12 protein-coding genes are annotated in these 14,191 nt (G+C 72.6%); 10 read left to right on the plus strand and 2 right to left on the minus strand.

Annotated elements, in window-relative coordinates:
- Positions 1-110 precede the first annotated feature (110 nt).
- From ACIP82_RS17025 to ACIP82_RS17035, 3 genes are all read left to right on the plus strand, one after another.
- Positions 111-2,666 (plus strand): FHA domain-containing protein, encoded by a 2,556-nt coding sequence (locus ACIP82_RS17025; protein WP_400654028.1) that lies wholly within the window; start codon positions 111-113, stop codon positions 2,664-2,666.
- Positions 2,667-2,973: 307 nt separating this feature from the next.
- Positions 2,974-4,071 (plus strand): GAF domain-containing sensor histidine kinase, encoded by a 1,098-nt coding sequence (locus tag ACIP82_RS17030; protein ID WP_400654051.1) that lies wholly within the window; start codon positions 2,974-2,976, stop codon positions 4,069-4,071.
- Positions 4,064-4,720: a response regulator gene (locus tag ACIP82_RS17035; RefSeq protein ID WP_400654030.1), complete on the plus strand. Its 657-nt coding sequence runs from the start codon at positions 4,064-4,066 to the stop codon at positions 4,718-4,720. Before ACIP82_RS17030 ends, ACIP82_RS17035 begins: the two co-directional genes overlap by 8 nt.
- A gap of 15 nt (positions 4,721-4,735) precedes the next feature.
- Here the strand turns inward: ACIP82_RS17035 and ACIP82_RS17040 are convergent, their stop codons facing one another.
- Entirely contained in the window at positions 4,736-5,539 is an 804-nt protein-coding gene (locus tag ACIP82_RS17040) for a hypothetical protein (RefSeq protein ID WP_363607922.1), read from the minus strand.
- Positions 5,540-5,686: 147 nt separating this feature from the next.
- On the opposite strand from ACIP82_RS17040, the gene ACIP82_RS17045 reads away from it, so the two are divergent.
- From ACIP82_RS17045 to ACIP82_RS17070, 6 genes are all read left to right on the plus strand, one after another.
- Positions 5,687-6,478: an ABC transporter ATP-binding protein gene (locus tag ACIP82_RS17045; protein WP_363607921.1), complete on the plus strand. Its 792-nt coding sequence runs from the start codon at positions 5,687-5,689 to the stop codon at positions 6,476-6,478.
- Between the two features lie 150 nt (positions 6,479-6,628).
- Complete coding sequence (locus ACIP82_RS17050; RefSeq protein WP_363607920.1) at positions 6,629-7,051, plus strand: NfeD family protein; 423 nt, start codon at positions 6,629-6,631, stop codon at positions 7,049-7,051.
- A gap of 10 nt (positions 7,052-7,061) precedes the next feature.
- Positions 7,062-8,105, plus strand: a complete 1,044-nt coding sequence (locus ACIP82_RS17055) for an SPFH domain-containing protein (RefSeq protein ID WP_363607919.1) — start codon at positions 7,062-7,064, stop codon at positions 8,103-8,105.
- 192 nt (positions 8,106-8,297) lie between these two features.
- A complete protein-coding gene (locus ACIP82_RS17060) occupies positions 8,298-9,056 on the plus strand; it encodes a sulfite exporter TauE/SafE family protein (protein ID WP_363607918.1) in 759 nt (252 codons plus the stop codon).
- Between the two features lie 229 nt (positions 9,057-9,285).
- Positions 9,286-9,588: a 4a-hydroxytetrahydrobiopterin dehydratase gene (locus tag ACIP82_RS17065; RefSeq protein ID WP_363607917.1), complete on the plus strand. Its 303-nt coding sequence runs from the start codon at positions 9,286-9,288 to the stop codon at positions 9,586-9,588.
- A gap of 126 nt (positions 9,589-9,714) precedes the next feature.
- Positions 9,715-11,562 (plus strand): PQQ-binding-like beta-propeller repeat protein, encoded by a 1,848-nt coding sequence (locus ACIP82_RS17070; RefSeq protein ID WP_400654034.1) that lies wholly within the window; start codon positions 9,715-9,717, stop codon positions 11,560-11,562.
- Positions 11,563-11,584: 22 nt separating this feature from the next.
- Here ACIP82_RS17070 and ACIP82_RS17075 read toward each other — a convergent pair whose 3' ends face one another.
- Complete coding sequence (locus ACIP82_RS17075) at positions 11,585-12,127, minus strand: HNH endonuclease (protein WP_363607915.1); 543 nt, start codon at positions 12,125-12,127, stop codon at positions 11,585-11,587.
- 314 nt (positions 12,128-12,441) lie between these two features.
- On the opposite strand from ACIP82_RS17075, the gene tyrS reads away from it, so the two are divergent.
- Positions 12,442-13,710 (plus strand): tyrosine--tRNA ligase, encoded by a 1,269-nt coding sequence (tyrS, locus tag ACIP82_RS17080; RefSeq protein ID WP_363608011.1) that lies wholly within the window; start codon positions 12,442-12,444, stop codon positions 13,708-13,710.
- The last annotated feature ends 481 nt before the right edge of the window (positions 13,711-14,191 follow it).

Raw genomic sequence — 14,191 nt, forward strand, 5'->3', positions numbered from 1 at the left:
ACTTTCGTCCCCGGGCGAGGGGCTGGAATGATTCCCCCGTCAGATTCACGATCATCGCGGCCCCGGCCGGGGTCACAATCGGGGGACCGAGAGAGCGGGGCAGGCGAGCAGTGCCGCAACTCGTCATTGAGATCAACGGACAGCAGCGGACTCTGGAGCCGGGGCGGTCCTACAGCATCGGGCGCAACCCGCAGTCGGACTTCCCGTTCGAGGATGCCAGGGTCTCCTGGCAGCACGCCACCATCTCCTTCAACGGAACCGGCTGGCAGCTGGACGACCACGGGAGCACCAACGGCACCTACACCGGCGGCGCCCGCACCCTGCAGGCCCAGCTGTTCCCCGGCGCCGCGGTCAACCTCGGCAACGCCGAGAACGGCCCCCGGCTGAACTTCTCCGCGCCCGCCCAGGCCGCCGCGCCGGCCCCCGCCTGGCACGAGGCCGTCACCAGCCGCGCCGCCGCCCCGGCGCCGCAGCCCCCGGTGCAGCAGCAGTGGGCCCAGCAGCCGCCCGTCCAGCAGCCCCCGGCGCAGCAGCCGCCGCAGTGGGGCGGGCAGCAGCCGTTCCCGCCGCGGCAGGACTTCGCCCCGCCGGCGCCCCCGCACGGCGGCTTCCCGCAGCAGCAGGCGCCGCAGCACGACGGCGGCCCGCAGCCGACGGTCATCCGCAACCTGACGGCCGCCATGCGCACCGTCCGGATCGGCCGCGCGCTCGACAACGACGTCGTGGTCTCCGACCTCCAGGTCTCCCGCCACCACGCCGAGCTGCGCCAACTGCCCGACGGCCGCTACGAGATCATCGACCTCGGCAGCCACAACGGCATCTTCCTCAACGGCCAGCCCGTCCAGCGCCAGCTGATGGGCCCGCAGGACCGGCTGACCGTCGGCCACTCCAGCTTCGTCCTGGTCGGCGACCAGCTGCAGGAGTTCGTCGACACCGGCGCCGTCTCCTTCTCCGCCCGCCACCTGACCGTCGAGGTCGAGCACAAGGGCGCCAAGAAGATCCTGCTCAACGACGTCAGCTTCGGCGTGCCGGAGAAGTCGCTGGTCGCCGTCATCGGCCCGTCCGGCTCCGGCAAGTCGACCCTGCTGCGCGCCCTCACCGGCTACCGCCCGGCCGACCGCGGCGACGTCCTCTACGACGGCCGCAACCTCTACAAGCAGTTCGCCGAGCTGCGCTCGCGCATCGGCCTGGTGCCGCAGTCGGAGATCCTGCACAAGGAACTGACCGTCCGCACCGGCCTCAAGTACGCGGCCCGGCTGCGCTTCCCCGGCGACACCGAGGCGCGCGAGCGCGAGGCCCGGATCGACGAGGTGCTGTACGAGCTGCGCCTGGACAAGCGCGCCGACAACCGGATCACCGCGCTCTCCGGCGGCCAGCAGAAGCGTGTCTCGGTCGCGCTGGAACTGCTCACCAAGCCCTCGCTGATCTTCCTGGACGAGCCCACCTCGGGCCTCGACCCGGGCATGGACCGCGAGGTCATGCAGATGCTGCGCGGCCTCGCCGACGACGGCCGCACCATCCTCGTCGTCACCCACTCGGTGGCCGAACTCGCGCTCTGCGACCGGCTGCTGGTGATGGCTCCGGGCGGTTCGGTGGCCTACTTCGGCCCGCCGGACGAGGCGCTGCACTTCTTCGGGTACGAGACCTGGGCCGATGTCTTCCAGGCCTTCGAGAACTACCCGGACCACGACTGGGCCGGCCGCTACCGCGGTTCGGTGCACTACCAGCAGTACTCCGCGGACGTGGACTCCGCGGCCGCGCAGTCCGCCCAGATCGTGCGGGAGGCGGTCCGCCCGCCGAAGCCGCAGAGCTGGGGCTCGCAGCTGTGGACGCTGATCCGCCGCTACGCCTCGGTGCTCGCCTCGGACCGGGGCTTCCTGGCGCTCTCCGTCCTGCTGCCGGCGGTGGTCGGGCTGGTCAGCGTGCTGATCCCGAACGAGGCGGGCCTGGCGAGGAACCCGAAGTCGCAGCTCGGGATCAACAGCGGGGCCGCCACGATCATGCTGATCCTGGCGATCGGCGCCTGTTTCTCCGGGGCGGCCAACTCGGTCCGCGAGCTGATCAAGGAACGGGCGATCTACGAACGGGAACGGGCCACCGGGCTCTCCCGCTCGGCGTACATGATGTCCAAGATCATCGTGCTGGGCTTCTTCAGCGTGATCCAGGGCGCGGTCATCTCCGCCGTCGGCTTCCTGCCGCGCAAGCTGCCCTCCGAGGGGCTGATCGTCAAGAGCCTGCCGATCATCGAGATGAGCACCGGCCTGATCCTGCTGAGCTTCGCCTCGATGATGTTCGGCCTGATGATCTCCGCGCTGGTGAAGACCTCCGAGAAGACCATGCCGCTGCTGGTCATGTTCGCGATCATCCAGGTCGTCTTCACCGGCTGCCTCTTCCAGATCTTCAGCAAGCCGGGCCTGGAGCAGTTCGCCTGGCTGATGCCGGCCCGCTGGGGCGTCGGCGTGGTCGCCACCACGCTGGACCTGTCCAAGCTGATGGGCCCCTGGAACAAGGACCTCCAGAACCCCGAGTACGACGCGGTCTGGGGCCACAACGTCGGCCAGCTGCTCCTCGACGCCGGTGTGCTGATCGCGATGTCGGTCGTCATCGGCGTCATCGTGACCCGCCTCCAGCGCCGCCACGAGCCCGAGGTCATGCAGAAGGGCTGACCCCCTTCGCCCGCTCCACCGGGGCGGCCCTCCCCGATCCGGGAGGGCCGCCCCCCGGCGTTCCGGTGGCGCTCCGGCCCGGGGCGTAGGTCCTCGGACCTGCGCCCCGCGCGCCCTCGGACCGACGCGGGCGGCGGCCGCGCGGCGGTAGTTTGGCGGTATGCCCCCCGCGTCCAGCGACCGCCGGCCCCCGGCCGGACCGCTCCCCGTCGGCCGGATACCGGTCGGCCCGCCGCCCACCGGTCCACTGCCCGCCTGCGAGCCCTGCCTGGCCGGTATCGAGGCCGTCAGCCAGGCCCTGCTCGGGATGAGCCGCCACCTGGAGGTGCGCGAGGTCCTGCGCCGGATCACCGCCTCCGCCCGCGACCTGCTCGGCGCCGAGTACGCGGCCCTCGGCGTACCGGACGACCACGGCGGCTTCGCCCAGTTCGTCGTCGACGGCATCACCGACGAGCAGTGGAAGGCCATCGGCCCGCTGCCCCGCCAGCACGGCGTCCTCGCCAAGATGCTCCACGAGACCGGGCCCACCCGGCTCGCCGACGTCCGCCGGGCCCCCGCCTTCGGCGGCTGGCCGGCCGCCCACCCGGACATGGACGCCTTCCTCGGCATGCCGATCCTCGACACCGACGCCGTCGAGGACGAGCCGCAGGTCATGGGCGTCATCTTCCTCGCCAACAAGCGGCTCGGCGGCGGCTTCACCGACCACGACGAGAAACTGCTCCGGATACTCGCCGCGCACGCCGCCCTCGCCCTCTCCAACGCCCGCCTCTACGAGCGCAGCCGCGAACTCACCCTGGCCGGCGAACGCGCCCGGATCGCCCACGACCTGCACGACGCCGTCTCGCAGAAGCTCTTCTCGCTGCGCCTCACCGCCAAGGCCGCCGCCACCCTGGTCGAGCGCGACCCGGCCCGCGCCCGCGCCGAACTCGCCGAGGTCGCCCGCCTCGCCGCCGAGGCCGCCGACGAACTGCGCGCCGTCGTCGTCGAACTGCGCCCCGCCGCCCTGGAGGAGGACGGCCTCAGCGCCACCCTCGCCTCCCAGGTGCAGGTCCTCGACCGGGCCCACAGCGCCGACCTCGTCTTCGCCGCCGACGGAGTCCGCGCCCTGCCGCCGGCCCAGGAGGCCGCCCTGCTGCGGGTCGCCCAGGAGGCCCTGCACAACGCGCTGCGCCACTCCGGGGCCGGGCGGGTCACCGTCACCCTGGCCGGCACGTCCGCCCGCGGCGCCGTCCTGCGGGTCCGCGACGACGGCCGGGGCTTCGACCCGGAGTCCGTCCGCCGGGCCGGCCGCCACCTCGGCCTGGCCTCGATGCGCGACCGCGCCGCGGCCGTCGGCGGCACGCTCACCCTGGAATCGGCCCCCGGGAAGGGAACGGTCGTCGAGATGGAGGTCCCCGGTGCCTGACACCACGCCAGCGATCCGCGTCCTGCTGGTCGACGACCACCAGGTGGTCCGCCGCGGCCTGCGCACCTTCCTGGAGGTGCAGGACGACATCGAGGTGGTCGGCGAGGCCGCCGACGGCGCCGAGGGCGTGGACCGCGCCCGGGAGCTCGACCCCGACGTCGTCCTGATGGACCTCAAGATGCCGGGCGTGGACGGCATCGAGGCGCTGCGCACCCTCAAGGGCGAGGGCAGCCGGGCCCGCATCCTGATCGTCACCAGCTTCACCGAGCACCGCACGATGGTCCCCGCGCTGCGGGCCGGCGCCGCCGGGTACGTCTACAAGGACGTCGACCCGGAGGCGCTGGCCGGCGCGATCCGCTCGGTCCACGCCGGCCACGTCCTGCTCCAGCCCGAACTCGCCGAGGCGCTGCTCGCCGACGACGGCCCCCGTGCTCCGCAGGGCCGCGGCGGCACCCTCACCGAACGCGAGCGCGAGGTGCTCGGCCACATCGCCGACGGGCGCTCCAACCGGGAGATCGCCCGGAGCCTGCACCTCTCCGAGAAGACGGTGAAGACCCACGTCTCCAACATCCTGATGAAGCTGGACCTCGCCGACCGCACCCAGGCCGCGCTCTGGGCCGTCCGCAACGGGGCGGCCAGGGAGGCCTGAGCGGGGCCCGCGGGCTCAGCGGTCCCCGCGCTCGTCCACCAGGGCGTTGTACGCCGCCACCTGGGCCCGCCGGGCGGTCCGCCGCAGGGGCGCCAGGGCGCCCTGGCGGGCGGCCATCTCGGAGGCGCTGACCGCCGCCCCGTGGCCGCCCGAGGCGATCGAGAGCAGCGCGGACACCTGGCGGGCGGACTCCAGCACCCGGACCGCCCGCGGCGGGTAGCCGGGCGCGAGCAGCTCGACGTGGCCGCGCCGGCGGTAGGCGTCCAGGGCCCGCAGCGCCTCGGGGCCGGCCCCGGCGACATCCAGCCGGGCCAGCAGGACGGTCGCCTCGCGCAGCCCGTCCACCAGCTCGCGCTCGGCCTCGTGCAGCGACGGCACATCGGCGGGCGGGGCGTCGTCCACCTCCGAGCAGCGCCACAGGACCGTCGCCGAGCGGTCCCCGGCCGGGCCGAACACCTCGATCTCCGGCACCAGCCCGAGCGGCACCCCCACCGCCAGCACGGCCTCGCCCGCGTCCAGCGCGCGCTGGTTGAACGACGCGGGGCCGGTCAGCCCCAGCGGGTGCCCGGCGCTCGGCAGCGCCAGCCGCAGGCCCTTCACCCCCAGCACCCGGAGCCGCCCCAGCGCCCAGGTGAGCCCGTGCAGCTCCCCGGGCCCGTCCCCGGGCAGCCCGGTCACCCGGTGGCTCTCGTCGGCGCCGAGCACCGCGGCGGCGGCGTTGTCGGGCGGCACCAGGCCGTTCAGCAGAGCGTTGCCCCAGGCGGTCAACCGCCCCGAACGGGGCTCTTCGTACGGATTGTCGGCAGGAGTCACGAGCATCCGGCCAGCCTACGGAATCGGCGGTCATCCGCGTGGCGTAGGTTTGCCCATGCGCGTGCGGCGCACCCACTCCGTGCCCACCGGCCGCCGGAGTGGCTGCCCGCCCGCACCCGACGGCCGTATTTCTGTATTGGGGAAGGCGTAGGCATGAGCGACGTGCTGGAGCTGGTGGACGTATCCGTGGTCCGGGAGGGGCGCGCGCTGGTCGACCAGGTCTCGTGGTCCATCTCCGAGGGAGAGCGCTGGGTCATCCTCGGCCCCAACGGCGCCGGGAAGACCACCCTGCTGCAGATCGCCTCCACGTACCTCTTCCCGACCGCCGGCAAGGTGTCCGTCCTCGGCGAGAAGCTCGGCGAGGTCGACGTCTTCGAGCTGCGCTCGCGGATCGGCCTGGCCGGCGCGGCCATGTTCGACAAGCTGCCCGCCGAGCAGACCGTGCTGCAGACGGTGCTCACCGCCGCGTACGGCATGACGGTCAGCTGGCAGGAGAAGTACGAGCAGACCGACGAGTCCCGCGCGCTCGCGCTCCTCGACCGGCTCGGCATGGTCAACCTCACCGCCCGCAAGTTCGGCACCCTCTCCGAGGGCGAGCGCAAGCGCACCCTGATCGCCCGCGCGCTGATGACCGACCCCGAGCTGCTGCTGCTGGACGAGCCCGCCGCCGGCCTCGACCTCGGCGGCCGTGAGGACCTGGTCCGCCGCCTCGGCGCGCTCGCGCAGGACGAGTTCGCGCCGGCGATGGCCATGGTCACCCACCACGTCGAGGAGATCGCCCCCGGTTTCACCCACGTCCTGATGATCCGTCAGGGCAAGGTGCTCACCGCCGGCCCGATCGACACCGAGCTGACCGCGCGCAACCTGTCGCTCTGCTTCGGCCTGCCGCTGACCCTGGAGCGGCACGGCGACCGCTGGTCCGCCCAGGGCCTGCCGCTCGGCTGAGGCCGCTGACGCCTCATGAGGTCTCCGGTGAGCCCGCTGACGGCCACTGAAGTCCGCTGAACCGGGGCCGGTCGCACGTGCGACCGGTTTCCGCCCCTCCACCTGCGGGAACTTTCCGCCCTAAGGCCCTTCGCTCCCTAGGATGGACACGTGGACAGCTGGATCTGGTGGCTCCTCGCCGCCGTCGGCCTCGGCATACCGCTGGTGATCACCGCGATGCCGGAGTTCGCCATGTTCGCGGTCGGCGCGCTGGCGGCGGCCGGAGTGGCCGGGCTGGGCGCCGGAGCGGTCTGGCAGGTACTGACCTTCGTCGCGGTCTCGGTCGCGCTGCTGGTCGTGGTCCGCCCGATCGCGTACCGGGAGCTCAAGAAGGGCCCGAACATCAAAATGGGCATCGAGGCGCTCCAGGGCGCCACCGCGGTCGTCGCGGAAACGGTCGACGGGGAGGGCGGGCGGATCAAGCTGAACGGCGAGATCTGGTCGGCCCGTGCGCTCAACCCCGGCAGCGTGTACCAACCGGGGCAGCAGGTCGATGTCGTCGAAATCCAGGGCGCGACCGCCCTGGTCGTCTAGGGGAGAGTCCGTGGAACCCGTCCTTATCGTTTTGGTCGTCCTGGTCGTGGTGGCATTCATCGCGCTGATCAAGACGATTCAGGTCATCCCGCAGGCCAGCGCCGCGATCGTGGAGCGCTTCGGCCGCTACACCCGGACGCTCAACGCAGGGCTGAACATCGTCGTCCCGTTCATCGACCGGGTCCGCAACCGGATCGACCTGCGTGAGCAGGTCGTGCCGTTCCCGCCGCAGCCGGTGATCACCCAGGACAACCTGGTGGTCAACATCGACACGGTGATCTACTACCAGGTCACCGACGCCCGGGCGGCCACCTACGAGGTCGCCAGCTACATCCAGGCGATCGAGCAGCTCACCGTCACCACGCTGCGCAACATCATCGGCTCGATGGACCTCGAGTCCACCCTGACCTCGCGCGAGGTCATCAACGCCGGCCTGCGCGGGGTGCTCGACGAGGCCACCGGCAAGTGGGGCATCCGGGTCAACCGCGTCGAGCTCAAGGCGATCGAGCCGCCGACCTCCATCCAGGACTCGATGGAGAAGCAGATGCGCGCCGACCGTGACAAGCGCGCCGCGATCCTCACCGCCGAGGGCGCCCGGCAGGCCCAGATCCTGCGCGCCGAGGGTGAGAAGCAGGCCGAGGTGCTCAAGGCCGAGGGTGAGGCCCAGGCCGCGGTGCTGCGCGCCGACGGTGAGGCGGCCGCGATCCGGACGGTCTTCGAGGCCATCCACGACGGCGACGCCGACCAGAAGCTGCTCGCCTACCAGTACCTGCAGACGCTGCCCGAGCTGGCCAAGGGCGACTCCAACAAGCTCTGGATCATCCCGAGCGAGGTGGGCGACGCGCTCAAGGGCCTCGGCGGCGCGTTCAACGGCCTGACCGGCGGGGCGAACGGCGGCGCGGTCGCGGCGCCGAGCGTCCCGGCGGCGCCGGCCGCCACCCAGGTCCCGCTCGACCCGGCGGCCGGGCCGCGCCCGCTGGACACCGACACCAAGGGCGCCGCCCGCCCCCGGGTGGACCCGGCCCGCGAGTACCGCAAGATCGACCCGGAGTGATCCGGAGCGTCTCCGGACGCGCCTGATGCGATGAGGGCCCGCCTCCCGTGCGGTACGGGAGGCGGGCCCTCGGCCGTTCCCGAGGGTGCGGCGCGGGCCGGGTCCCACGTCCCGGAACGCGGTGGGGTCTGGTGGGCCCGGTACCCGGTCCGGCATGATCGCCTCGGACAGGACCGAGACGAGAGGTGACCCATGACGCTCTGGGAGGCGATCGCCGTCCTGGTGGCGGGTGTCGGGGCCGGGATGATCAATGTGATCGTCGGCTCCGGAACCCTGATCACCTTCCCCGTCCTGCTCGCCGTCGGCATCCCGCCGGTCACCGCCAACGTCTCCAACACCTTCGGCCTGGTGCCCGGTTCGCTGAGCGGCGTGATCGGCTACCGCAGGGAGCTGGCCGGCCAGGGCCGACGACTGCTCCGGCTGGGCACCGCCTCGCTGCTCGGCGGACTGGTCGGCGCCGTCCTGCTGATCAGACTGCCCAGCGGCGCCTTCGACGCGATCGTCCCGGCGCTGATCCTGCTGGCCCTCGTCCTGGTGGTGATCCAGCCCCGGGTGGCCAGGGCGGTCGCGGCCCGCCGCCGGCCCGGGGGAGACCCCGACGGAAGCGCGGTGCTGCTCGGCGGCGTCTTCCTCACCGGTATCTACGGCGGCTACTTCGGCGCGGCCCAGGGCGTCCTGCTGATGGCGCTGATGGGCATGCTGCTCCAGGAGGACCTCCAGCGGATCAACGGCGTGAAGAACGCGCTGGCGATGATCGTCAACGCGGTCGCCGCCGTGTTCTTCCTCTTCACCTCGACCGTCGACTGGACGGCCGCCGGGCTGATCGCCGTCGGCTCGCTCTGCGGCGGGCTGATCGGCGCCAAGGTGGGCCGCAAGCTGCCGCCGCCCGCGCTGCGCGGGGTCATCGTGGTGGTCGGGCTGGTCGCCGTCACCAAGCTGCTGATCGGCTGATCCGCCGTCGCGCCCGGTGCCCGCGGACGGCCCGGAGGGCCCCGGAGCGGGGGAGACGCGTGACACCGGCGGGCGCCGCGAGGTGTCGTCGACCGCGCGGGAGCCCGCCTCCCTATGCTCCTACGTGCGCCTTCCCGTCCGGACCGCACCGGGGCCCTGGCCGCCGCCACCCGGTCCGTTTCGCGGCGGAAGGCCCGACCCTTCACCCCCGACCCACGGGAGCGGTTCGATGAGCAGCAGAGCACGCCTGACCGAGGACGAGATCACCGCCGCGCTGGCCGGACGGCCGGAGTGGTCCAGGGACGGTGACAGCATCGTCCGGACCGCCGACGCCCCGGACTTCCCGGCGGCGATCCGGGTGGTCGTCGCCGTCGCCGAGGCCGCGGAGGCGATGGACCACCACCCCGACATCGACATCCGCTGGCGCACCCTGCACTTCGCGCTCTCCACCCACAGCGCGGGCGGTCTCACCGCGCTGGACTTCGCGCTCGCCGGCCGCATCGACGAGGCCTTCCGCGCCGAGGCGGGGTAGCCGGCCCGCCCGCACCGCGCCTCGCCCGCCGCCCTCCGGAGGCCTCTCCGGAGGGCGGAACGGGCCGCTCCGCCCGGCGTGAGATGCTGGCTGCCGCACTTCAGGCGGTCGGGAGGGACGGAACGGATGGCGCAGGATCCCCTCGGAGACGCCCAGCAGCAGCCCTGGTACCCCCAGCCGCAGCCCGAGTGGCAGGGCGGGTACCCGGAGCAGCAGCAGTGGCAGGGGACCGCCGAGTACGCCACCGACGCCGGGTACGGCACCGCCCCTGGCTACGGCACCGACGCCGGGTACGGGGGGAACGGGTACGGCCAGGGTGGGTACGGCCACGGTGGCCACCCGGACGGCCCGTACCAGCCGTACGCCCCGTACCCAGGTCACGAGCAGCAGCAGTACGCCCCGTACGCCGTCCCGCAGCCGCCGGCCGGGGACGAGCTCTACGCCCCGGCCGGAGCCGAGTACTCCGCCGACGGCTATGTGCACATCGAGCCGGAACCCGACCCGGAGCCGGCGCCCCAGCCGGGGCCCGCGGCGCCGTCGGAGGCCGCCGTACCCGGCGCGTCCGCCAGGCCGGGGTCGCGGTCGGCGGGCCGGCGGGCCGGCGGCTCCGCAGGCCGTTCCTCCTTCACGGCCAAGGCCCGGGCCGCCGCCGACGCCGTGGTCTCGGCCGAACACGCGCCCGGCCGGCGGGCCCTGATGGTGCGGACCGGCGCCGGTGTCGCCGCGCTCGGCGTGCTGGTCGCCGCCGGTCTGGCGGTCGCCGCCGAGGGCAGCGAGAACGCCTCCGCCGACGGTGATCCCGGCTTCGCCGTCTCCCACGCCAAGGCCTGGTCCGCCCAGCCGGCCGGCGCCGTGCAGCCGGGCGCCGACGACACGCTGGTGGGCAGCTGGCTGCTGGCCGACGCGGTGGTCCGGGCCGACTCCAGCGGTGTCCACGCCTATGACCTGGCGGCCGGCCGGCCCACCTGGTCGGTCGAGCCGCCGGCCGCCGGGGCGGTGCCCTGCGGGCTGTCGCCGAGCGTGAACGGGGCCGGTCTGGGCGCGGTGCTGTTCCGCCCGAAGGCCGATCCGAAGAGCCCTTGCACGCTGGTCGCCGCCGTCGACGCGAAGACCGGCAAGACCGCTTGGACCAAGAGCGTCTCGGACGCCAAGGGCGGTTACGCGGCCCGGATCGGCGTCACCGAGGACAAGGTGATCGCCGTCGGCGACGACCGGGTGATCGCCTGGGAGTCCGCCGACGGCAAGGACGTCTGGCAGTACACCGGCCAGGGCAAGTTCTGCACCCTCTCCGGCGGTGTCACCGGCCGGACCGTCATGGTCGCCAGCTCCTGCGCCGACTCCACCCCCGTCGACCAGGCGGTCTCGCTGAACACCGCCGACGGCAAGGTGAACTGGTGGCGGGGGCTGAACAGCCAGCCGAAGACGGTGACCGTGCTCTCCGCCGAACCGTCCGTCGTCCTGGCCACCGGCGGGAAACCCGACGACGACAAGGTGCTCGCCTGGGGCCCGACGGGCGACCCGGCCGCCGAGATCCCGGTCGCCACCGGGGAGGGCCGGCTCGATGTCGCCCAGGGCACGTTTTCGGCCACACCCCGGGTGTTCTTCCAGGACCGGACGATGGTGACCACGGTCGTCCCGGCGAACGGCGGCGGACCGGTCTCGGTCGTCGGCTACGACCTGGACAGCGGCAAGCCGCGCTGGAAGACGGCGGCGCTGGAGAAGGGCGTCCTGCGGGCGGTCGCCATCGACGACCGGGCGCTGGTGCTGGCCGCCGACGAACGCCGCGAACGGCCCGCCCACCTGAGCCGCTTCACGCTGGACGGCGGCGGCGAGGCGATGGGCGGCAGCTTCCCGCAGGGCACCGGCTCACTGCTGGTCTCCGGCCGGGTGCTGATCGGCGGCGGCAAGGTCGTCGCGGTACCCGAACACTCGGCCAACTTCGGCATAGCGTCCGGGTACCAGGCGACCGGCTGACCCGCTCCCCGCCCGGACGGCCTCAGGCCGCGGACGGCACTGCGGGCCCGGCCGGGACGGTTCCGGCCGGCAGCCAGGCGGCGAGGTCCCGGGCCTCCGGGCCGCGCAGGCCCAGTGCCGTCATCAGCGTGGCCTGCGGGGTCGGTACGAACGGCTTGCGCAGCAGCCGCATGCCGGCCTGCTCCGGTGTCCGGTCGGCCTTGCGCTGGTTGTCCTCGGCGCAGGCGGCCACGGTGTTCAGCCAGCTGTCGGCCCCGCCCCGCGACCTGGGCTGGAGGTGGTCCACGGTGGTGGCCCGGCGCCCGCAGTAGGCGCACAGGTGCTGGTCCCGGCCCAGCACACCGCGGCGTGACCACGGGGCCTGTTGTCGGAACGGCACGCGTACGTACCGTTGCAGTCTGATCACCCGGGGCACCGGGACGGTGACGCCGGTACCGCGCATGGTCCGCAGCGGGTGCGCCTGTTCCACCACCGCCTTGTCCTGGAGCACCAGCACCACGGCGCGCTGGAGCGACACCGTCGTCAGGGGTTCGTAGCTCGCGTTCAGAACCAGCGTGTTGCGCACCTCGGCCCACCCTTTCCACCGGCGTGCCACGGCGGCACGACCGTCTCCACACACGTCACTGCCGCCGCGCGGCGTTGGCACCACTCTGAAGGGGCCCCGGGCCGACGAACAACGGAATTTCCGGTGTCGGGGCGGGGCGTGGCCGGCGGTGGACGGGGCGGGCCCGCGCCGACCCGGTGCCGGGCCGGACGCCTCGACGGAAAAGCCCTGGCCCGGACCGCGTAGGCTTTGTGACGCTGGAGTCGCTCCGTACCGGGGCCCGGACGAACCGGGTCCGCACCGGGCGGACGCCCGATCGAAGGAGAATCGTGACCGTGACGGACATCGTCGACGAGCTGCAGTGGCGTGGTCTGATCGCCCTGTCCACCGACGAGGACGCACTGCGCAAGGCATTCGCGGACGGCCCGGTCACGTTCTATTGCGGGTTCGACCCGACGGCCCCCAGCCTGCACCTCGGCAACCTGGTACAGATCCTCACCATGCGCCGCATCCAGCAGGCGGGGAACCTCCCGCTCGGTCTGGTCGGCGGCGCCACCGGCCTGATCGGGGACCCGAAGCCCACCGCCGAGCGGGTCCTCAACGACCCCGAGACGGTGGCCGGCTGGGTCGAGCGGCTGCGCGGCCAGATCTCGCGCTTCCTCGACTTCGAGGGCCCGTACGCGGCGCGCATGGTCAACAACCTGGACTGGACCTCCGGGATGTCGGCCATCAGCCTGCTGCGTGACGTGGGCAAGTACTTCCGCGTCAACAACATGATCGCCAAGGAGGCCGTCGCGCGGCGGCTCAACTCCGACGCGGGCATCAGCTACACCGAGTTCAGCTACCAGATCCTCCAGGGCATGGACTACCTGGAGCTGAACCGCCGCTACGGCTGCAGCCTGCAGACCGGCGGCAGCGACCAGTGGGGCAACCTCACCGCCGGCACCGACCTGATCCGCAAGGCCGACGCCAAGTCGGTGCACGCGCTGGCCACGCCGCTGATCGTGAAGGCCGACGGCACCAAGTTCGGCAAGACGGAGTCCGGCACGGTCTGGCTCGACCCCGAGCTGACCACCCCGTACGCCTTCTACCAGTTCTGGCTGAACGCCGACGACCGGGACGTCCCCACCTTCCTGCGGATCTTCAGCTTCCGCACGAAGGAGGAGGTCGAGGAGCTGGAGCGCGAGACCGCCGAGCGGCCCGCCGCCCGGCTCGCGCAGCGGGCACTCGCCGAGGAGCTGACCACCCTGGTCCACGGCGCCGAGCAGTACCAGCGCGCGGTGGCCGCTTCCAAGGCACTGTTCGGCCAGGGGGACCTCGCCGACCTGGAGGCCCCGACCCTGGCCGCCGCGCTGGCCGAGGTCCCGAAGGCCAAGGTCACCGAGCTGCAGTCGATCGTCGACCTGCTGGTCGCCGTCGGTCTGTCGCCGAGCCGGTCGGCCGCCCGCCGGACGATCAAGGAAGGCGGCGCCTACCTCAACAACGTCAAGGTGACGGACGAGGAGGCGGTGCCGGCCGAGTCGGACCTGCTGCACGGCCGTTGGCTGGTCCTGCGCCGTGGCAAGCGCAACCTGGCGGCGGTGGAGCTCACCGCGGCCGGCTGAGCCTGGCCGAAACCACACCGCTGCTGAACTGCGGTTTTCAACCCTGAGGGCCGGATCTGGTCAGATCCGGCCCTCAGGGTTTGACGAGGTCGTCCGACTGGCCTAATGTTGGACGAGTCGCTTGAAGCGGGCAGGTGCACGAGAGGCCGAGAGGCCACCGCGGACCAGCCGGAGCGGCCATCACACTCAGCAAGCCCAACTCTCACTCGATGCCCATTCATTTGGGTTGTTCGGCGTTTTTGTCGACGGGTGGGAGCGGGAATTTCGGGTTAATCCTGAAATGCGCTAATGTGGGGGTCGCCGCAGAAAAGCGGACCTGGCCGGCCAGGATCGGATGAATGAAACTCCGGAAAACGGAGCGGAAAACATCTGGTAAGCTGGAAATGCGAAAGAACGAAGCGCCCGGAGGGCCCGCTGGAAGGCGGCCTGAAGGAAGTGTCCGTTCCTTGAGAACTCAACAGCGTGCCAAAAGTCAACGCCA

It is taken from the genome of Kitasatospora sp. NPDC088548 (assembly GCF_044753005.1).
Taxonomy (GTDB): Bacteria; Actinomycetota; Actinomycetes; order Streptomycetales; family Streptomycetaceae; genus Kitasatospora.

Excerpts from the sequence above, each read along its gene's own strand:
- ACIP82_RS17030 (WP_400654051.1), top strand. The coding sequence starts at position 2,974 with ATGAGCCGCCACCTGGAGGTGCGCGAGGTCCTGCGCCGGATCACCGCC.
- ACIP82_RS17040 (WP_363607922.1), bottom strand. The coding sequence starts at position 5,539 with ATGCTCGTGACTCCTGCCGACAATCCGTACGAAGAGCCCCGTTCGGGG.
- ACIP82_RS17045 (WP_363607921.1), top strand. The coding sequence starts at position 5,687 with ATGAGCGACGTGCTGGAGCTGGTGGACGTATCCGTGGTCCGGGAGGGG.
- ACIP82_RS17060 (WP_363607918.1), top strand. The coding sequence starts at position 8,298 with ATGACGCTCTGGGAGGCGATCGCCGTCCTGGTGGCGGGTGTCGGGGCC.
- ACIP82_RS17065 (WP_363607917.1), top strand. The coding sequence starts at position 9,286 with ATGAGCAGCAGAGCACGCCTGACCGAGGACGAGATCACCGCCGCGCTG.
- ACIP82_RS17070 (WP_400654034.1), top strand. The coding sequence starts at position 9,715 with ATGGCGCAGGATCCCCTCGGAGACGCCCAGCAGCAGCCCTGGTACCCC.